The following is a 20583-nucleotide window of genomic DNA, read 5'->3' on the forward strand; positions in this document are numbered from 1 at the left end:
GTTTGCCCTTATCGCAACTCCATGCCTTACGAAGCACCAGATCTTGCCAACCTAACATTGACAGATATTGCCAATTTGGTTGCGGCGCGAAAATTGCCACCTGTGGAAAATTGGGAACCGGCCACTACGGGCGACAGCGAAATGCACATCGCAGCCGATGGCAAATGGTTTCATCAGGGTGGAGAAATTACGCGCCCGACCATGATACGCGCATTTTCCAGCCTGCTACGTCGCGATGCCGACGGTCGGCATTGGCTGGTAACTCCGCAGCAAAAACTTTCAATTAGAGTCGAAGATGCTCCCTTTATAGCTGTCGAGCTACAGACTGAAGGCGAAGGTAATAATCGCGTATTGGCATTCCGTCTGAACAGCGATGACCTTGTTGTGGCTGATGCGGACCATCTCATCGAGATGCGCGGTGGCCTGTTATATTTGCATGTACGAGCCGGGCTATGGGCCAAGCTTGCTCGTCCGGTGTACTATGAACTGGCCAATTTGGCACTGGCAGAGAACCCGGAATCGCCGAGCATTTGGAGTAAAGGCGTCCAGTTTCATTTGGTTTCCCCTGTATGAATTGGCGTTACCGGCTGCAGTCGGCGCTTGATCCTGCGCTTATCATCGAAATTGAAGACGAACGTCACTTGGGTTCGGAAAACCACCGCGCGGCCGCTGTCCTGATACCAATCACTGACAGGCCAGAGCCGGGCGTGATATTAACCCAGCGACCTACCTGGTTGCGCAGCCATGCGGGCCAAGTGGCCTTCCCAGGCGGCAAGGTCGATGACGGAGATGAAAGCACCGTTGCCGCCGCTCTACGGGAGGCACATGAAGAGTTGAACATTTATCCAGCGCATGTGGAAGTGCTAGGTGTTGCAGACACTTATTATTCAGGCAGCGGCTATAGCATCACACCGGTTGTGGGTGTCATTCCTGCCGATCTCGCTCTGTTACCCAATCCTGAAGAAGTCCACGACTATTTCGAAGTCCCACTTGCCTTTCTACTTGATCCAGCCAATTCCATCAAGAAACAGGTGGCATGGAATGGGCAGCAACGCAGCTATTATGACATTCAGTGGGGCGAACGCCGCATATGGGGAGTGACTGCGGGCATCATCGCCAATCTAGTGCGTCGGTTCGCGTAATGGCCGGGCGGCTTCCCGATGCAGAATGGCAACACCGCGATGGACTAAAAAAGGTTCTCGCGACACTTAACGATTTCGACGGTGGGCCGCGATACGTCGGGGGCGCGGTGCGTGATACGCTTCTTGGACTGCCCGTATCCGATGTCGACATAGCGACCACGTTACTGCCACTTGACGTGATCGACAGGCTCGAAGCGGGCGGCATCAAAGCAATTCCTACTGGCATTGACCACGGCACCGTCACCGCAGCCATTGATGGCAACAATTATGAGATAACGACGCTACGCCGTGATGTCGCCACCGACGGGCGACGTGCGACGGTAGCTTTTTCAACAGATTGGCAGGAAGATGCCGCGCGACGCGACTTCACAATCAACGCCTTATATGCTGACCCCGAAAGCGGCGAAATATTCGATTATTTTAACGGGCTCGCGGATTTAGCAGCGCAAAAGCTACGTTTCATTGGTGACGCAAATCAGCGCATTGCGGAGGATTTCCTGCGCATACTCCGCTATTTCCGCTTTCTAGCCCGATATGGGAGAGGAGAGCTTGACGCGGAAGCAGTAGTTGCGTGTGCCAAGGGGGCGCATGGCCTGACCGCGTTGTCGCGCGAACGGATTGCACAGGAACTCACCCGCATTTTAGGCTTAATCGACCCTGTGGCATCGGTAGAGTTGATGATCTCTAACGGTATTTTCAGCCCATTTCTGCCTGAACTTTCCGACAGTGCCGCCAATGATTTGCGACGCCTTGTCACGCGCGAGGCGCAGTGCGGGCAGCCTATATCGCTCCCTGCCCGGTACTTAACGCTTCTAACGTGTGACGCCGCTGCAGTCGACAAAGTCGCCGCGCGGTTGAAACTTTCCAACAGGATGCGTGAGGGCTTCGCGCGACGGCTGGCGGCGCCTGCGCCCAAGCCGCACAACGTTCGCAAAATTGCCTATCGTGCGGATATCGAAACAGCCCGCGATGTGACGATGCTATACGCTTGCGACAGCGATGTGCAGCAATGTCTCTTGCGGCTGGAACAATGGAAAAGCCCAACCCTGTCGATCAAAGGTGGAGCGCTCATCGCCATGGGATTACCAGCAGGTCCCTTGGTTGCAAAAACGCTGCGCGCCATTGAGACCGTCTGGATATCCGAGGATTTTCCCGATGCCGAACGCCAGCACGACATCGCGGTTCAAAACGTTAAGGCAGCCTTATCTGCCATCAGGAAAGTATAAGCGTCTTCTTCAGTGAGTGGCCGGGCATAGAAGAACCCCTGCCCAACCGAACAGCCGAGCCGCCTGAGAACGAGCGATATTTCTTCGCTTTCGATGCCTTCAGCGGTCGTCTTCATACCAAGTGCCCGGGCCAGAGAAAGCACAGTACGCACAATCGCGCGCTTGTCCTTATTTACGGTCATTTCTGTCACGAAACTTCGATCAATTTTCAGCACATCGATTGGCAGTTGCTGCAAAAATGCCAGATTGGAATAGCCGGTGCCAAAATCATCCATTGCAACGTCGGTGTCCAACCCCTTGAGGGCGTCGAGTAACTTCTTCGCTCCGTCAGGATCATTTATGAATGCGCTTTCGGTGAGTTCAATCGTCATCCGATTTCCGGACACATCTGCGCCCTTAAGGGCACCCGACACGGCGTCGAAAACATCATCGCGCTGCATCTGTACGGCTGAGAGGTTTACCGAGATTCGGAAGTCTTGCCGTCGGTCAAACCGCGCATCCCATTTCGATATCGTTTGTGCAGCCTGCTCCAGAGCCCACCGGCCCAAAGGAACGATCAATCCGCTTTCTTCCGCGACCGGGATGAAATCAACAGGCGATATCGGTCCAAGGTCCGGATGGTCCCATCGCGCCAACGCCTCAAAGCCGCTTAATGCACCGGTATCGAGGTCAACGAGTGGCTGATAATGCAGTTGCAGCTCGCCGCGTTGCAGCGCACGCCGCAAATCTGTCTCCATACTAAACCTGCGCCGTTCCATATCGACTGAACCTGCGGCGTATAATTCAAAGGACTTTGAAGATTTCGCCCGTTTAAGGGCGATTTGTGCATGTCGCAACGTGTCGGTCGGGTTGTCTAACCCAACAACACCAACTGCCGCAGCCAGTGCGCACTCCATTTGTATTTCAAGATTGGATAGTTTGCACGGATCAACAAAAGCATCGCTTAACCGCTCTGCAATATTTGCAACGTCGGTTTGATCCCTGTCCAACTGAACAAACAACGCAAATTCGTTACTGCCCAGACGGCCAAGAATTTCGTTGCTTCTAATACGTGCATTTAAACGTCGGGCGACCGTGATGATTAGTTCATCGCCTGCCACTGCGCCAACCGATTCGTTGACCCGGCTGAAACGCGCGAGATCAACAAGGATGATAGCATATGCCTGGACGGCACCTGATGCCAGCATGCGGGAAACGGAATCTTCAACCTGTTCTTCAAAGCCGGTGCGATTGCAAAAGCCCGTCAGGCTGTCACTCAACATTTCGCGGCGTAAATTTGACTGGCCAAGTGCCTCGGCGGTACGATCGAATATCGACAGCAAAAAAATGTCACTATCGGCTCTGAACCGGGCGATGCTAATTTCCAACTCGCGGGGATGAATCATGTCGTTTGAACGCCAGCATTCGAAATGCGCGTCACACTTTTCTTCGGCCATTGCCATTATTCGGTCAGCCAATCTGGCGATGTCAAGTCCTGAGGCACGGGCAAACCCTAGAACCAGTTCGTCAAATTTGGCGTTGGTTATCACCCGCTCGACAATCTCGCGATTAATTCGGAACAGCGCGGCCGCAATAGGTAGCGTGGTCAACCAAGTAAAATGTGCTGGAATCATGTCGGCTGCAGCCGGCACGCCACTACAAAGTACGGTTTTTGGAAGCACGTCTGCTAAATTTGGAAGGCGACCGACATTTTTCATTGTCCGTCGCTATGGAGAGCGATTGTAAAAAATCGTCACTCATTGCTTGGTTAATATCTAGCTAATTTCAGTCGAACCGGTTGTTTCGGGGAAAGCCTTGCGGCGGCAACCTACCGGCAGCGCCGCGGGCGACACGCCACAGCGACATATCGTTCTCGGTACGCATCCGGCCGCTGTCACCGCCCATAGCCCAGCTCAGGCCTTCGCTCATGAGGAAGCAAATGGCATCAGCCAACCCGCCGTCTTTATAGCGTTGCAACGTAACGCCCTGCCCTTTGGACATTTCGGGAATCTCAGTGATAGGGAAAACCACCAATTTCCGGTTATCGCCTACCACTGCGACATATTGATCGCGCAGTATAGCTTCGTCCGAGGTCTCAGGTGGCGCCAGGCGCACGACCTTGAGCCGTGTTCCTGGCTTAAGCGTAACGACTCCCCTGCCCTTGCGGGTCTCCGCAATGACGTCGCTCATGCGCGCAATAAAGCCTTTGCCAGTCGACGCTGCAAGCAGCATGCGTCCATTTGCAATTGCCGGAAGAACGGCAACGATGTCATTCCCTGTTTCGATATCGATCATCGTACCGACCGGCTCGCCAAAACCACGCGCACCGGGCAGCTTATCTGCACCCAAAGTATAAAAGCGGCCATTGGCAGTCGCGATTAGGATCTTGTCAGTGGTCTGCGCATGGAACGCAAAGGCTGGGCCGTCGCCTTCCTTGAATTTGAAGTCAGCGCGTGCAGACAAATCGACATGGCCCTTCATTGCCTTGATCCAACCGCGCTTCGACATGATGACTGTCACGGGCTCGCGTTCGACAAACGCCTCAAGCGAAATTTCGCGTGCTTGACCCGCTTCTTCAAGGCTTGTCCGGCGTCGGCCGAGATCCGTTTCCTGGGCGTAATTTTTCCGCATTGCAGACAGGTCTTTTTTCAGCCGCTTCTTTTGGAGCGCTGGGCTTTCGATCAGCTTTACGAGTTCTTCGCGTTCGGCCTGCAATGCTTCAAGCTCACGCCTCAGTTCCATTTCCTCAAGCCTGCGGAGCGACCGCAGGCGCATGTTAAGTATTGCCTCTGCCTGGCGATCGTTCAACTGGAAGTCGGCCATCATCACAGGCTTTGGCTCATCTTCGGTACGAATAATCTCAATGATGCGATCAAGATTGAGAAATGCAATGATGTAGCCCTGAAGAAGTTCAAGCCGAGAATCGATCTTTTCCAACCGATGCTGTGACTTACGGACAAGAACTTCGATCTGGTGTTTCAACCAGCGGAGCAGCACTTCGCCCAGTCCCATGACCTTTGGCGTACGATCAGCATCCAACACATTCATGTTCAGAGAGAAGCGTGTTTCCAGATCGGTCAAGCGGAACAAGGCATTTTTCAGGTCGTCGGGGTCGACATTCCGGCTTTTCGGCACGAGAACGATGCGGATTTGTTCATCGCTTTCGTCGCGGATGTCATCGAGGATTGGAAGTTTCTTGTCAGCGATTAGCTGGGCAATCTGTTCGATCAGCTTGCCCTTTTGGACCTGATAAGGAATCTCCGACACCACAAGCTGCCAGGTCCCGCCAGGCAGCTTCTCGACACCCGTCGGTTCCCATTTATTGTCGTCAAGCCAACCGTTTGAAAAGCGCGCACGCACCCGCATCGCGCCACGACCACTTGCATAAGCCGCGCTAATGACCGCATGGCTATCAACTAGCACACCGCCAGTTGCGAAATCAGGGCCGCGTACGATTTCCATCAACTGCTCATGGCTGGCCTGCGGATTGTCGATCAACACCATCGCCGCGTCAATAATCTCGGCAACATTATGAGACGGAATGCTCGTTGCCATACCCACCGCGATGCCGCTTGCACCGTTGGCAAGCAAGTTCGGGAAAAGGCCGGGCATAACCTCGGGCTCTTCATCTTCGCCATTGTAGGTGGGCCGAAAATCCGTCGCATTTTCGTCAAGCCCGTTCATGAGCTCAATTGCGGTGCGGGTCAGCCGCGCTTCGGTATATCGATAGGCCGCGGCATTATCACCGTCGATATTTCCAAAATTGCCTTGGCCATCAACTAAAGGATAACGCAGCGAAAATGTCTGCGCGAGGCGGACCATCGCGTCATAGACGGACTGGTCACCATGCGGGTGGTATTTGCCGATTACATCACCAACGACACGCGCGCATTTTTTGTACCCACTGGCCGGGTCCAGTTTTAACAGCCGCATTGCCCACAATAACCGCCTGTGTACTGGCTTAAGACCGTCGCGCAGATCGGGCAGTGAACGCGCCGTAATGGTTGACATAGCATAGATTAAGTAGCGTTCCGACAAAGCCGCATCGAACGGCGCGTCAACAATCGCGTCAAATGGATCTTCTGCAGGAGCGTCAACAATATCAGACATCCGTGCTCCGATAGCGAGCCAATCTGCCCTCGCAAAGCAGCGATTTCAGCAATCCACAGCTAAATGCAACTTCCAGACCCCGCGCCGTTGCTATAAAGTCACAGATGGCAACCAAAATGGCGTGAAATTGCGAGTTTACTGGAATTCAGAGCATCAAAGTGCCAGATTTATCTTTCCAAACCGAATAAACGAACAAACCGGGGAAATGATAATGACAACGCACAGGCTAATTTCAGCACTCGCAGTGACGGTTTCGTCCACTGCGCTTTTCATGGCTGCCGCCAGCCCTGCTTTTGCCCAGCAGAATAATTCGGTCCAAGAGCCTGCCGTTGAAGAAGCGACTGGCGCAGATGCGATCATCGTAACTGGTACCCGCCGGACGGACCGGACCGTTGCTGACAGTACAGTCCCTGTCGATGTTATTTCGGGCGATGCCTTGCTGAACAGCGGCCAGACCGAGACAAACAAATTGCTGAACCAGCTTGTGCCCTCGTTCAACTTCCCGCAGCCATCGCTGACCGACGGAACAGACTCGCTTCGTCCCGCAACGTTGCGTGGGCTTGCGCCGGATCAGGTACTGGTGCTCATTAACGGCAAACGCCGACATCAATCTGCTCTGGTCAATCTGAATGGTTCGGTTGGCCGTGGCTCAACCGCCGTAGATTTGAATACAATTCCGCCACTCGCCATCGAACGCATCGAAGTTCTGCGTGACGGCGCAGCATCGCAATATGGCTCCGATGCCATTGCTGGCGTTATCAACGTGCAGCTCAAAAAAGGCATTGGCGGTCGCGCACAGGCGACCTTTGGCAAATACATCACCGAGATGGAAGACGTCGGTCAGGTTGACACTGTGTCATTGACGACTGGTCTGTCGGACAACCCCGTGATCACTTATACAGGTAATGATCGCAAACGTAACGACGGCGACACCTACACCTTTGCCTCAAATTTCGGTCTGCCTCTGGGCGATAGCGGATATCTGAATCTCACGGCGGAATATAAGGACCGGTCCCCAACCAACCGGTCGGGCCCCGACATTCGTCGCAATTATTTCGCTGCCGGTGATCCACGCGAGGCAACGTTCAACCGTTATGCCCACCGTTATGGTGATGGCGTTTCGAAAGATCTCAATTTCTTCGTCAATGCTGGATATGAATTTTCGGAATCAGCCGAATTCTACACCTTTGGAAGCTACGGCGTGCGCGACGGCAATGGCGCAGGTTTCTATCGCCGCTCTTCAGACGTGCGTAACCGCGACTGGGCAGCCTCGACCACGACCTTCGTACCGATTTACGCGGATGGCTTTCTTCCGTTGATCGCCAGTAATATTGTCGACATTTCGGCGGCAGCGGGCGTTCGCGGTGCAGTGAGCGGATGGGATTATGACCTGTCTGCTGTCTATGGATCAAACCGGTTGGACTACACGATCGAAAATACCGTAAACACATCACTTGGCGGCGTGGCGAGCGCTCGACGTTTCGATGCTGGCGGTTTGCGATCGGGACAGACCTCGATAAATCTCGATCTTCGACGCAATTTGGACATCGGCATCGGGCAAAGCATATCTTTGGCACTCGGCGGCGAATATCGGAACGAAAATTATAAGATCGTTGCTGGCGAATTGCAGAGTTACGTCAACGGACCCTTTTCGGCAGCGCCATTCAACGCTGCGGGCGGCGCGCAGGTGTTTCCGGGCTTTCGCCCCGCTAATGCCACCGATGTGTCGCGGGATAGCTTTGCCGGTTATGTCGAGTTGGATGCTGACCTTACCGACCGTTTAACGCTGCAACTGGCTGGCCGTTATGAACATTTCAGCGACTTCGGTGATACCATCAATGGCAAGGCTGCCGCGCGATTTGAAGTTATTGACGGGGTTGCTTTGCGTGGATCCATTTCCACGGGCTTCCGGGCTCCAAGTCTTGCACAGCAATCTTATGCAGCGACCTCAACGAACAATGTTGGCGGCGTTTTGATTGAAATCGGAACATTTCCGGTTTCGTCGCCGGTAGCCATTGCGCTTGGGGCATTGCCGCTTCAACCGGAAAAATCGGTTAATCTGGGTGCTGGCGTAACATTCACGCCGTTTAGCGGGCTCAGCATCACGGCGGATTACTACAATATCCAGATCAATGACCGCATCACGCTCACAGAAAACCTGCAGGGAGCAGATGTTCTAGCGCTGCTGACATCTGCTGGCGTGACAGGCGTGAGTTCCGCGCGCTTCTTCATCAATGGTATTGATACCAAGACTACCGGTCTGGATATCGTCGCCAGCTATCGCGTACCGGAATTTGGCCTTGGCCAGTTCCGCTTGAGCGTCGGGTATAATCTGAACGACACAAAGATAACCGACCGGCGGGTCTTCTCGGGCTTCACTGCCCAGCGTCTGTTTGCTCGTCAGGAAAGCTATCGCCTGACCGACGGTCAACCCAAGAACAAGCTGAACATTGGCCTTGATTGGGATTATGACAATGTCGGCCTGACGTTCCGCACAAACCGTTATGGTGAGGTATTCTTGCCGAGCGGCTTCTCGACCGCGGCTAACAACAACAATATCGCTCTTGCGCCGGGAGACGTACCTGGCGACATCTTCCTGTCGCCGAAGTGGGTGACGGATTTGGAATTCCGCTTCAAGCCGGTTGAGTCCGTCTCAATTGCTTTTGGTGCGAACAACTTACTGGATGTGTACCCGGACCGCTTACCTTTTGGTACGGTTGATGGCGTAAGCTATGGCTTCAACAACTCGTTCCTGCCTTATAGCTCGCAATCACCTTTTGGGTTTAGCGGAAGGTTCGTCTACGGTCGCGTGTCAGTCGACTTCTAAATTCCTGATCGATTGAGCAAGACGGGCGCGGGCTAAAATCCGCGCCCTTCTTTTTTGTCCTGCGTTTTTGACGCCCAACGGCGCGCCTGCTAACGGGACGTCGACTCCCGAACCAAGCAGAAAGCGTTTCTCATGATCCCACGTTATTCCCGCCCCGATATGGTCAAAATTTGGGAGCCGGAAAACCGTTTCCGGATATGGTTCGAGATTGAGGCGCACGCGACCGATGCGCTGGCCGCACGTGGTGTTGTGCCCGAATCTGCCGCGCAAGCGCTTTGGAAATGGTGGGATACAAACCCGGTTATTGACGTCGCAGCGATTGATGCCATTGAGGCCGTGACGAAACATGACGTCATTGCGTTCCTGACATGGGTAGCAGAACAAGTTGGCGACGAAGCACGATTCATGCATCAAGGGATGACGTCGTCTGACGTACTCGACACCTGCCTTGCAGTTCAGTTGACTCAAGCGACTGACCTGCTGCTCGCTGACATGGATGCGCTTCTCGCTGCAATCAAGACCCGCGCAATTGAGCATAAGTTCACACCGACCATTGGCCGCAGTCATGGCATCCATGCTGAGCCTGTGACATTCGGTATGAAGCTCGCGCAAGCTTATGCCGAATTCGCCCGCGGTCGCGAGCGATTGGTCGCTGCACGCGCCGAAATCGCTACCTGCGCCATTTCCGGCGCCGTCGGGACTTTCGCTAATATTGACCCTGAGATTGAGGCGCATGTTGCCGCTAAGCTAGGCCTTGCCGTTGAGCCGGTGTCCACTCAAGTCATCCCGCGTGACCGCCACGCCATGTATTTTGCAACGCTAGGCGTCATAGCCTCGTCAATTGAACGCTTGGCAACTGAAGTCCGCCATTTGCAGCGAACCGAAGTGTTGGAGGCGGAGGAATATTTCTCACCAGGTCAAAAGGGTAGCTCGGCTATGCCGCATAAGCGCAACCCTGTGTTGACCGAAAATCTGACTGGCCTTGCACGCATGGTGCGTGGTTATGTGATTCCGGCGCTTGAAAATGTTGCTCTGTGGCATGAACGCGATATCAGCCATTCCAGCGTCGAACGGTACATTGGGCCGGACGCGACAATTACCCTGGATTTCGCACTTGGCCGTTTAACAGGCGTTATCGACAAGCTACTCGTCTACCCAGAGCGAATGCAAAAAAATCTCGACCGCATGGGCGGGCTTGTCCATTCGCAGCGCGTGCTATTAGCGCTCACTCAAGCCGGGATCAGCCGCGAGGACAGCTACCGCATTGTGCAGCGCAATGCGATGAAAGTGTGGGAATCGGACGGCGCCGAATCACTGATGGATCTGCTTAAAGCCGACCCGGATGTCGCGGCCAAAATGACAGCATCGGAAATCGAAGACCGGTTTAATCTGGATTACCATTTCAAGCACATCGACACGATTTTCGATCGAGTCTTTGGCTGATCGCATTTCGTTTTCCTGCTGCGTTGTAAGGAATAATCGCTACCCCCTACCCAAAGTGGGAAATTTTCCATAAGGTGTGTCCTGCAAAGGAGAGGCCGCGCGATGCGATTTCTAAAAACGCTGATTTGGGTGACAGTCATTATTGGGCTGATTGTATTTGCCACCAACAATTGGGCGCCTGTCTCTGTCAGTCTGTGGGGCGGGCTTCGCCTTGACACAAAATTGCCTGCCCTTGTTATCGTCGCCTTTGTCCTTGGCTTTCTGCCATTGTACATTCTCCATCGAACGCAAGTGTGGCGCATGAAACGCCGCATTCTTACGCTTGAAAGCAATCAACGCACACTGGCATTTCCACCACCCCCGCCGGTGTCTCCTCCCCCTGCCTATACCGCTGTGGACCCGATATGACCAATCCGATCTTTGTAGCAATCGACACGCCATATCTGGATGATGCACTTGAGCTAACGCGGCGCATCAAAGACCAAGTGGGGGGCGTGAAACTCGGCCTCGAATTTTTTTGTGCCAATGGGCATCACGGCGTGCATGAAGTGCAGAAATTGGGCCTGCCCATTTTCCTCGACCTGAAACTCCACGACATTCCAAATACCGTTGCCAAGGCGATGCAGGCGATCAACGTGCTTGAGCCCGCTATTGTCACCATTCACGCTGCCGGCGGCCGTGCGATGATGGAGGATGCCAAGGCTGCCGCTGGTGCACATACCAAAGTGGTGGCGGTGACGGTACTCACGAGCCTTGACGACCATGACCTAAACCGTGTTGGCGTATCTGACAGCCCCGAACTTCAGGTAGCCCGGCTGGCCGCACTTGCGCAAGAAGCTGGCCTAGATGGTATAGTCTGCTCGGGGCATGAGGTGAAGGCGGCCAAAAAGGCGTGGAAAGATGGTTTTTTCGTGGTCCCGGGCCTTCGTCCGGCCGGCGGAATTGTCGCAGACCAGAAACGCACCGTAACGCCCAGGAAGGCTCGTGACGATGGTGCGAGTGTTTTGGTCATCGGGAGGCCGATAACCAAAGCAGCGAGCCCTGACGACGCTGCAAGGGCAATTATGGGCACGCTCTAGAACCGCGCGATACGGCGCGGAAATTGACATCGTGCGAAGATAATAAAATCTGGCCTTCCTGACCTCGGTTTCTTGACTTGATCTACGACGCCAAAAAGCAAGATGCTGGATCAAGTTCAGCATGACGTGAGCTCATTGGTCCGCTAATGGGAATTTCATGCCAACCAACATAAAGATCTGCGGCCTAAGTACCGAAGCCGGCATTGATGCCGCAGCCAAAGCAGGTGCGTCCCATATCGGCCTCGTCCATTTCGAAAAAAGTCCGCGCCATGTCGCTCTCGATCAGGCTGCTGCGTTGCGGATGCGGGCGCCGGCCAGCCTGAAGGTTGTGCTTTTGCTCGTAAATGCGGAACCGGGTCTTACGGCTAAAGCGATCGAGGTGGTAAAGCCAGACGTTGTGCAATTCCACGGCTCCGAAACAGCGCAGTGGCTCCGGATATTAAAGAGTGCTGTCGATATTGAGATATGGAAGGCCTTTGGCGTTCGGGACGCCGCTTCACTTAAAAACGCTGACGCATATGTCGATGCGGCTGACCTCATCCTGTTCGATGCACCGGCACAGGCGTTACCTGGCGGTACAGGTACAGGGTTTGACTGGTCATTGCTCACGGAACACAAGCACAAGCTTCCATGGGGCCTTGCTGGTGGCCTTAACCCTGACAATGTTAAACAAGCCCTGCACCAAACGCGTGCGCAGCTGGTCGACACATCGTCGGGCGTAGAATCCGCGCCAGGCATCAAGGATGTGGACAAGATTGCGGCCTTCTGCCAAGCGGTGCGCGATTATGACAATAGCTGAACTCACCCCGAACTCGTTCCGTAACCAACCTGACGATCGCGGCCATTTTGGCCAATTCGGCGGGCGCTATGTTGCTGAAACGCTCATGCCGCTCGTGCTCGATCTGGAGCGCGAATATCGTGCAGCAAAAAGTGACCCTGCCTTTGCGGCGCAGTTCGACGATTTGCTTGAACATTATGTCGGCCGACCGTCGCCGCTTTATTACGCAGAGCGCTTAACAGAGGAAGTCCGCAAGGATGCGCCTGCAGGCAAAGGTGCGCAGATCTGGTTCAAGCGCGATGAGCTGAACCACACGGGTGCGCACAAGATCAACAATTGTATTGGCCAGATCTTGCTTGCTATTCGTATGGGTAAGACGCGGATCATCGCAGAAACCGGTGCTGGCCAGCATGGCGTTGCCACGGCAACTGTCTGCGCGCGTTTCGGCTTGCCCTGCTTTATCTATATGGGCGCAAAGGACATTGAACGGCAACAACCAAATGTGTTTCGCATGCGCTTGCTCGGCGCCGAAGTCATTCCCGTAACCAGCGGCGCTGGTACGCTGAAAGACGCCATGAACGAAGGTCTGCGCGACTGGGTCGCGAACGTCCACGATACTTTCTACATTATCGGTACTGCTGCTGGCCCGCATCCATATCCCGAGTTGGTCCGCGATTTCCAAAGCGTCATCGGCAAGGAAGCGCGCGCGCAAATGCTGTCACGCATCAACCGCCTTCCCGACCTGCTCGTCGCGGCCATTGGCGGTGGTTCCAACGCAATTGGCCTTTTCCATCCGTTTCTGGACGACAAGGAAGTTGAGATGCTTGGCATTGAGGCGGCAGGTCATGGCCTTGACGCTGAACATGCCGCAAGCTTGGCCGGCGGACGCCCGGGCATTTTGCACGGCAACAAAACCTATTTGCTTCAGGATGACGATGGCCAGATTGCCGAGGCGCATTCGATCTCTGCTGGCCTCGACTATCCGGGCATTGGCCCCGAGCATAGCTGGCTCAAGGAAATTGGCCGTGTGCGGTATGACAGCGTCACGGATATGGAGGCGCTTGCCGCGTTCCAGTTGCTATGTCGCACCGAAGGCATCATTCCAGCGTTGGAGCCTGCCCACGCAATCGCCGCGGTTGAACGCGAGGCCAAGAAGATGGACCGTGACCAGATTATCCTCGCCAACCTGTGTGGACGTGGTGACAAGGATATCTTCACCGTCGCCGAGGCTTTGGGGACGACAATTTGACCCGCCTCTCCACCGCCTTCTCCAAGCCACACCCTGCCCTCGTCGCCTTCATCACCGCTGGCGATGGCGACACTGCTGCCAATCTCGACGCGCTCGTCGCAGGCGGCGCGGATGTTATTGAACTTGGCATGCCATTCACCGACCCGATGGCCGACGGCCCAGCCATTCAGGAAGCAAATATCCGCAGCCTGAATGGTGGCACGACGACGGCAGCTATCTTTGACGTCGCATCTGCGTTTCGCAAACGTCATCCTGACACACCATTGGTGCTGATGGGTTATGCCAACCCGATGACAATCCGTGGCGGGGACTGGTTCGCGTCGGAATGCAACAAGGCTGGAGTCGACGGCGTCATATGCGTGGACATTCCACCTGAGGAAGACCCGGAGCTCGGCCCTGCCCTGCGGAGTGCCGGCATTGACCTCATCCGGCTGGCAACGCCCACCACCGATGCGGCACGTCTGCCCACGGTCCTCGACGGCGCGTCGGGTTTTCTTTATTACGTTAGCGTTGCTGGCATCACTGGTTTGCAAGTGGCTGCACAGACCAGTATCGACGAGGCCGTGTCGCGTCTTAAGGCGCATACCAACTTGCCGGTCGCGGTTGGCTTTGGCGTGCGCACACCTGAACAAGCCGCGAATATTGCGCGTGTTGCCGACGGAGTTGTGGTTGGTTCCGCCATTGTGGAATTGGTCGCCCAGCACGGAACAGGCGCAGCTGGCCCTGTGCGCGATTATGTGGCGTCGCTAAAAGCAGCTATCATTTCATCACGAGGCTAACTACAAAACCGTAGCCCTGAGCAGCAGTCGCACAGCGACTGCGTCCGTCGAAGGGCGCATCTGGGGTGTAGCGCTAGCCTGAAAACGTGCTTCGACAGGCTCAGCACTACGGTAAATTTTGCACTGCGTATTTTACAGGGACAGAAAATATGAACTGGGTCACCCGCGTCCGTAACGCCATTCCCTTCATCGCGAAACGCGAGACCGCTGAAACGCTCTGGCACAAATGCAAGGGCTGCCACGCGATGATCTTCCTTCGGGAGTTTGAGGAAAATCAATCTGTCTGCCCCAAATGCGACCATCATGGCCGCATTGGTCCGGCTGCGCGTTTTGATGCTTTATTTGACGACGAGAGCTACGACATCCTTAAGCCGCCTGTCGTCGGCGAAGACCCTTTGAAATTCAAAGACACCAAGAAATATGTCGACCGGATAAAGGCGGCCCGACTTGCGACTGGCGAAACCGACGCAATGAAAACAGCACGCGGCGAAATCAATGGCCAGACCGTTGTCGTCAGCGTGCAAGACTTTGCCTTCATGGGCGGCTCAATGGGAATGGCGGTCGGGGAAGCATTTATCGACGCGGTAAAGGCGGCGATCCGGGCGAAATGTCCTTATGTTATTTTCACCGCAGCTGGCGGCGCGCGCATGCAGGAAGGCATCCTGAGCCTGATGCAAATGCCCCGCTCGACCGTGGCGATTCAGATGCTACATGATGCAGGATTGCCTTACATTGTTGTATTAACCGACCCAACCACTGGCGGGGTCACCGCGTCGTACGCGATGCTCGGAGATGTGCAGATAGCCGAGCCGGGCGCTCTCATCGGTTTCGCCGGGCAGCGTGTGATTGAACAGACAATCCGCGAGAAATTACCCGAAGGATTCCAGCGCGCCGAGTATCTGCTTGAACACGGCATGATCGACATGGTCACCCATCGCCACGACCTGCGCGGCGTATTGTCACAACTTATTGGCTATCTCGCGCCCGAGAAGAAGGCGGCGTAGTAATCCTCCCCATAAAACTATTGTTGTCATTCTTGCGAAAGCTGGAATGACAAAGGAAAAGCGTATGCCTGACCACGCCATATCGACTAACCCAGCGGTTCAGGCGCAGCTTGACCGGTTGACGATGCTGTCGCCGGGCAAGGACGTCTTGGGGCTTGAGCGAATTGCGGAGTTGCTCCACCGGCTCGGCAACCCACACCATCACCTACCGCCAGTTTTTCATGTCTCCGGCACCAACGGCAAGGGTTCGACCTGTGCATTTTTACGATGCGCTATGGAAGCAGCGGGCCTTGTCACACATGTCTACTCCAGTCCGCATCTGGTGCGCTTCAACGAACGCATCAGGGTCGAGGGACAACTGGTTGATGACGTAATTTTAACCGCGCTATTGTCCGAAGTGCTGGACCATGCAGAGGGGCTTGAGGCCAGTTTCTTTGAAGTCACCACAGCTGTCGCCTTCTGCGCCTTTGCGCGGACAAAAGCGGATGCATGCATCGTCGAAGTTGGTCTTGGCGGCAGGTTGGACGCGACGAACGTACTGATCAACCCTGTTGCCTGCGGCATTGCGTCGCTTGGTCTGGACCATGAAGCCTTTTTGTTGGCTCAGGAGGATGGTATACCCGACATGCCGCCGCTTGACCGCATCGCCTTTGAAAAGGCTGGCATTGCAAAATCGGGTTCGCCGCTGATGACGCAAAAATATAGTGCCTCAATGGCGAACACTGTTGCCGTGCAATCATCTTTACACAGCGCCATTTTGCACGCGCGGGGCGAAAGCTGGGATGCGGCGACATATGATGGCCGCCTGCATTACCGGGACGCTGCCGGAAAACTTAATTTGCCATTGCCTCGAATGGCCGGGGGACATCAGGCCGACAACGCTGCCTTGGCGGTCGCGATGATCCGGCACCAAACCGCGATACACCTTCCCGAAGCAGCCTTGTCAGCGGCTATGGAATGGACACGCTGGCCCGCGCGTATGCAACTTTTGGCCAAAGGGCCGCTCACCCGATTATTACCGGCTGGATCAGAGATTTGGCTGGACGGAGGCCATAATCCTGACGCTGGGTCAGCGATTGCCAAAACGCTGGGGGACAGCGCGCAACTCCATGTCATTGTCGGCATGTTGAAAAACAAAGACGCGATCGGTTTCCTAAAACCCTTCAGGCATAAAATTGCCTCGCTGTATGCTGTGCCGATACCGGGGCATGAGCACCATACCCCAAAAGAACTTTGCCAACTGGCGCAATCCGGTCTGCAAATTGCCAGCGCACACGAGAAAGTCGATGTCGCCGAGGCGCTGAAGGAAATTGCAACGCGACATCCGGCGACAAATGTCCTGATCTGCGGCTCGCTATATCTCGCTGGCGAGGTTTTACGCCTGAATGATCAGATACCTGACTGAGATTGGGTTTGAGCTACGCGCTTGGGCTGGCCCTTCCAGGCCAATAATCCCCCGGCAACCAACACTGCAGCAAACATCCATGTGACATTAGTTGTAAACTCCAACGGCTTGGCTAACAGTAAACCGATAAGCCCGGCCACAACCAATAAAAATCCAAGGATACGCAGTGGTCCGACAGGATCCTTCAACGCCTTTTCATCGACGGCTTCGACCTGATGGATGCTCTGGACAACATAGCCCTTGCTCCACAGTAACCAAAGCAAGATCATGCCTGGTATCGCCGCAACTACAGTGAAGCCCCAAAAACCAACCCAACCCACATTCTCGGCGACGATGCCCGCTGGGCCAGCCATGAAAGTACGCCCTACACCAGCAAAGGATGACAGGAGCGCAAATTGAGTGGCGGTATAAGCAATGCTCGACAGCCCTGACAAATAAGTTGCGAACACCGTGAGGCCGATACCACTGGTCAAATTCTCCGTGCAAATGGCGGCGACCATCATCCAGTAACTGTTGCCTGTGGCAGCCAAGATCATGAACATGACGTTGGAGAACATCATCAAAAGACCGGAGATGAGCAAGGCACGGCCCATGCCCAACCACAATATGAATGGCGCTCCCAATGCTGACCCGACAATCAACGCGCCAAAGCCCCATAATTTGTTTGCCGAAATATAATCGAGGTCGGAGAAACCCAGATCAACGATCATAGGGCTAAGCATTGCCTGCCCCATAGCGTCGCCTACCTTGTAGACAAGAACAAAGCCGAGGATAAGAAATGCACCATGTCGCGTCAAAAACTCGCGAAACGGATTAACGACGGCTTCGGTCAGCCATTGCTTTGGTTTCATGCCCTCCGCATGGGCGAAACGATCAACAAACTTACCCGGACCTGCCCAAAGCGCTCCAATAATAGCGGGAATGATACAGAAAGCAGTAAGGCCATAAGCCGTCGACCATCCAAGACCGAGCCCCTCTTGCGAGGCAAAATAGATAGTTCCTGCACCAGCAATCAGGTTGCCAGTACGGTAGCCGAACTGGTTTGTAGCCGTGCCGTGGGCAAATTCTTCTTCTTCTAATATTTCAATGCGATATGCATCAATGACAATATCTTGGGTAGCAGATAGGAACGCTGTGATGAGAGCCCAAACTGCGAACAAACCCATATCGCCGGGTTGCGGGTTGCTGGCGCCCAACTGCCAGATCGACACAAACAGCAAAGCTTGTACAAAGAACAACCAGCTGCGGCGTTGCCCGAAAAGCTTTGTCAGGACCGGCAAGTGCAGCTTGTCAACCAAAGGTGCCCAGAGAAACTTGATCGTGTACGGAATACCCAACGCAACAGCAAAACCGATCGTGGCAGTATCAATACCCACCTTTGCTAACCAGAACGTCATCGTCGCTACAAGCAACGTCAGAGGAAAGCCGCTCGAGATACCAAGCAAAAAGGTAATGACAGGATTTTTACGTAGATAAGGCCGGAACGCTGGAACTGTCAGCGCAATTAGCGGTAGCGCGAGCAAGATGCCTGCGAAAATGATGAAACGCGCTAAATCGACTGACATGCGGACCCCTCCGAGATTATTGAGCCGATGACTAACGGCATTTTCCTGAATGGCCAGTGACTTTTGAAGCAACATGCGTCAAAGGCGCTTTATGGCTAAACCTCCTTCGAAAGCACCTGCCCGTCCGACCAAGCCACCGCGTCTGCGTTGGGACAGCAAACCGTCGCGCAAACCCAACCCCAATGCAGGCCCAAGCAAGGGAGCATTGGAGCGAAAGGAGGGCGAGGAACGCATTGCGAAACTGCTCGCGCGCACAGGTGTGGCGTCGCGACGGGAAATCGAGCGAATGATAGCCGACGGCCGCGTTACGCTGAACAACGAAAAGGTGGAAACGCCCGCCACGTTACTGAAATCGCTGCAAGGTGTCGCTGTGGATGGCAAGGCTGTTGGGCAACCTGCGCCGACGCAATTGTACATGTTTCACAAGCCCGAAGGCTGCTTAACCGCTGAACGTGATTTTAGCGGGCGTAAGACGATTTATGATGTTCTGCCGAAGGATCTGCCGCGGCTCATGCCGATCGGGCGGCTTGATTTGAACACGGAAGGTTTACTGCTTCTCACCAATGATGGCGAGTTCAAACGCCAGATGGAGCTACCATCTACCGGAGTTGAACGCACATATCGCGCGCGATGCTTTGGCGATGTTAGTCAGGACCAGCTTGAGGACCTTATCCACGGTATCGAGATCGACGGCGTCAAATATGGGAAAATCGATGCCAATCTCGAACGCCGCACGGGCCGCAACGGTTGGGTCGAAATGACGTTGACGGAGGGCAAGAATCGTGAGGTTCGCCGCGTACTCGAGCATTTGGGGCTTGAAGTAAGCCGCCTTATCCGCACCCGTTATGGTCCGTTTGTGTTGGGAGAACTGGCCCCTGGCCACGTTGGCGAAGTTCGGCGCGTTGACCTGATCGAGTTTAGAAAGACTCTGAAGTAATGCGTATTATTTCCGGCCAATGGCGGTCACGGCCGCTAATAGCGCCAAAGGGCGATATTACCCGTCCAACCGCCGACCGTACGCGCGAAACGCTGTTTTCGATGCTGACCAGCAGACTGGGATCATTTGAAGATTTGCGCGTGCTTGACCTTTTCGCGGGGTCCGGCGCACTTGGTCTTGAAGCATTGTCACGCGGAGCAGCGCATTGCACCTTTGTCGAGCAGGACCATCTGGCGCTCGATGCGTTAGAGGCAAACATCATTAAACTTGGCGCCAAAGATCGAAGCGACGTTCGCAAATCGTCAGTTTTGTCGCTCGGCACTGCCGTTAACCCGTCGGACATTGTCCTTATCGACCCGCCCTACCTAAGTGGCGCCGGTTCTGTCGCGCTTGATAAGCTTGCCCGCTTTGGCTGGTTTGCGCCATCCGCGTGGATTAGCGTCGAAACCAGTATTAAGGAAGATGTCGACGTGAAAGGTTTCACGGTCGACACCGTCCGCAATGTGGGTAAGGCGCGTCTTACGCTTTTGCGGCCCGAAGGGCTTAACGGCGCGGGCGTTTAGTCGCCTTTGGCCCTTCACCGGGATTGCGACAGCTATCCTGAATGGTTCGTGTGCATAACGGATATACCTTTGTCGCAGGTTGTGGGGTCATCATGGCACGTGTGGTTCCGCCACTGATAGCCTGCGTACCACCCGATGATGGTGGGGTTGCCATAGGCCCGATTGGAGCATCTGTGCGGGTCGGCACCGGCGCTTTCGGCGATGAGGGAACATCACGAGCTTCCCCGGCAACCGGAGGCATCTCCGGCGGCAAAGGCTCCGTGATCGGGGGTGCTGGTTGCGAGGGGTCTTCGATGGGCGGCATGCCCGGAGCATCTGGCTCCGTCGGCACCTCTGGCCCAGGTTGCACCTGCGGACTCGTCGGCATCCCGTTTTGAAAGCAAAATGCAGGGTCAGTCCCAATAACACCGATCAACACTGCGGCACCAAATAACAAGGTCTTGCGCATGATATCTCTCCTTTGATGGACTTAAAGCAAAATCACCATCGCAAGAATT

At 54.8% G+C, this 20583-nt stretch carries 18 protein-coding genes; 15 read left to right on the top strand and 3 right to left on the bottom strand.

Translation table 11 applies throughout. The features are described 5' to 3' along the window. Positions 1 to 21 precede the first annotated feature (21 nt). From ACK4S7_RS01385 to ACK4S7_RS01395, 3 genes are read left to right on the top strand one after another with little or no spacing between them, the layout of a single operon-like run. Complete coding sequence (locus tag ACK4S7_RS01385) at positions 22 to 573, top strand: DUF1285 domain-containing protein (protein ID WP_409643743.1); 552 nt, start codon at positions 22 to 24, stop codon at positions 571 to 573. Next, the gene (locus ACK4S7_RS01390; RefSeq protein ID WP_409643745.1) at positions 570 to 1142 is read left to right on the top strand and encodes a CoA pyrophosphatase; all 573 of its coding nucleotides are present in this window, start codon (positions 570 to 572) and stop codon (positions 1140 to 1142) included. The genes ACK4S7_RS01385 and ACK4S7_RS01390 overlap by 4 nt, the downstream gene beginning before the upstream one ends. Continuing rightward, positions 1142 to 2368: a CCA tRNA nucleotidyltransferase gene (locus ACK4S7_RS01395; RefSeq protein WP_409643748.1), complete on the top strand. Its 1227-nt coding sequence runs from the start codon at positions 1142 to 1144 to the stop codon at positions 2366 to 2368. The genes ACK4S7_RS01390 and ACK4S7_RS01395 overlap by 1 nt, the downstream gene beginning before the upstream one ends. Here the strand turns inward: ACK4S7_RS01395 and ACK4S7_RS01400 are convergent. Both ACK4S7_RS01400 and parC read right to left on the bottom strand, forming a co-directional pair. Next, positions 2326 to 3957 (bottom strand): putative bifunctional diguanylate cyclase/phosphodiesterase, encoded by a 1632-nt coding sequence (locus ACK4S7_RS01400; RefSeq protein ID WP_409643750.1) that lies wholly within the window; start codon positions 3955 to 3957, stop codon positions 2326 to 2328. The genes ACK4S7_RS01395 and ACK4S7_RS01400 overlap by 43 nt on opposite strands. 175 nt (positions 3958 to 4132) lie before the next feature. Continuing rightward, positions 4133 to 6457 (bottom strand): DNA topoisomerase IV subunit A, encoded by a 2325-nt coding sequence (parC, locus tag ACK4S7_RS01405; RefSeq protein ID WP_409643752.1) that lies wholly within the window; start codon positions 6455 to 6457, stop codon positions 4133 to 4135. A 211-nt stretch (positions 6458 to 6668) separates the two neighbouring features. Here parC and ACK4S7_RS01410 point away from each other — a divergent pair, with 211 nt between their 5' ends. From ACK4S7_RS01410 to ACK4S7_RS01450, 9 genes are all read left to right on the top strand, one after another. After that, positions 6669 to 9284: a TonB-dependent receptor plug domain-containing protein gene (locus tag ACK4S7_RS01410; protein WP_409643754.1), complete on the top strand. Its 2616-nt coding sequence runs from the start codon at positions 6669 to 6671 to the stop codon at positions 9282 to 9284. A gap of 132 nt (positions 9285 to 9416) precedes the next feature. Beyond that, a complete protein-coding gene (purB, locus tag ACK4S7_RS01415) occupies positions 9417 to 10727 on the top strand; it encodes an adenylosuccinate lyase (RefSeq protein WP_409643756.1) in 1311 nt (436 codons plus the stop codon). 102 nt (positions 10728 to 10829) lie between these two features. Beyond that, a complete protein-coding gene (locus tag ACK4S7_RS01420) occupies positions 10830 to 11135 on the top strand; it encodes a hypothetical protein (protein WP_409643758.1) in 306 nt (101 codons plus the stop codon). Then, on the top strand, positions 11132 to 11806 hold the full coding sequence (gene pyrF / locus ACK4S7_RS01425) for an orotidine-5'-phosphate decarboxylase (RefSeq protein ID WP_409643760.1): 675 nt from the start codon (positions 11132 to 11134) through the stop codon (positions 11804 to 11806). The genes ACK4S7_RS01420 and pyrF overlap by 4 nt, the downstream gene beginning before the upstream one ends. Before the next feature lie 157 nt (positions 11807 to 11963). Beyond that, positions 11964 to 12605, top strand: coding sequence for a phosphoribosylanthranilate isomerase (locus ACK4S7_RS01430; protein WP_409643763.1), 642 nt, complete (start codon positions 11964 to 11966; stop codon positions 12603 to 12605). Further along, positions 12592 to 13833 carry a tryptophan synthase subunit beta gene (gene trpB, locus ACK4S7_RS01435; protein ID WP_409643765.1) on the top strand — a complete coding sequence of 414 codons (1242 nt, stop codon included), beginning with the start codon at positions 12592 to 12594 and terminating at the stop codon, positions 13831 to 13833. Before ACK4S7_RS01430 ends, trpB begins: the two co-directional genes overlap by 14 nt. Then, positions 13830 to 14612, top strand: a complete 783-nt coding sequence (gene trpA / locus ACK4S7_RS01440) for a tryptophan synthase subunit alpha (RefSeq protein ID WP_409643767.1) — start codon at positions 13830 to 13832, stop codon at positions 14610 to 14612. The genes trpB and trpA overlap by 4 nt, the downstream gene beginning before the upstream one ends. Positions 14613 to 14761: 149 nt before the next feature. Continuing rightward, complete coding sequence (accD, locus tag ACK4S7_RS01445) at positions 14762 to 15616, top strand: acetyl-CoA carboxylase, carboxyltransferase subunit beta (protein WP_409643770.1); 855 nt, start codon at positions 14762 to 14764, stop codon at positions 15614 to 15616. Positions 15617 to 15680: 64 nt separating this feature from the next. Continuing rightward, on the top strand, positions 15681 to 17021 hold the full coding sequence (locus ACK4S7_RS01450) for a bifunctional folylpolyglutamate synthase/dihydrofolate synthase (RefSeq protein WP_409643808.1): 1341 nt from the start codon (positions 15681 to 15683) through the stop codon (positions 17019 to 17021). On the opposite strand, the gene ACK4S7_RS01455 is transcribed toward ACK4S7_RS01450, so the two are convergent. Next, positions 17006 to 18586 carry an AmpG family muropeptide MFS transporter gene (locus tag ACK4S7_RS01455; RefSeq protein WP_409643772.1) on the bottom strand — a complete coding sequence of 527 codons (1581 nt, stop codon included), beginning with the start codon at positions 18584 to 18586 and terminating at the stop codon, positions 17006 to 17008. The two genes, ACK4S7_RS01450 and ACK4S7_RS01455, sit on opposite strands and share 16 nt — an antisense overlap. 73 nt (positions 18587 to 18659) lie before the next feature. Here ACK4S7_RS01455 and ACK4S7_RS01460 point away from each other — a divergent pair, with 73 nt between their 5' ends. The 3 genes from ACK4S7_RS01460 to ACK4S7_RS01470 are packed head-to-tail and all read left to right on the top strand — an operon-like array spanning position 18660 to position 20463. Next, on the top strand, positions 18660 to 19523 hold the full coding sequence (locus ACK4S7_RS01460) for a pseudouridine synthase (protein WP_409643774.1): 864 nt from the start codon (positions 18660 to 18662) through the stop codon (positions 19521 to 19523). After that, complete coding sequence (gene rsmD, locus ACK4S7_RS01465) at positions 19523 to 20086, top strand: 16S rRNA (guanine(966)-N(2))-methyltransferase RsmD (RefSeq protein WP_409643777.1); 564 nt, start codon at positions 19523 to 19525, stop codon at positions 20084 to 20086. The genes ACK4S7_RS01460 and rsmD overlap by 1 nt, the downstream gene beginning before the upstream one ends. Before the next feature lie 41 nt (positions 20087 to 20127). After that, a complete protein-coding gene (locus tag ACK4S7_RS01470; protein ID WP_409643779.1) occupies positions 20128 to 20463 on the top strand; it encodes a hypothetical protein in 336 nt (111 codons plus the stop codon). The last annotated feature ends 120 nt before the right edge of the window (positions 20464 to 20583 follow it).

The sequence above is a fragment of the Sphingorhabdus sp. genome (assembly GCF_046292425.1).
Lineage (GTDB): Bacteria > Pseudomonadota > Alphaproteobacteria > Sphingomonadales > Sphingomonadaceae > Sphingorhabdus_B.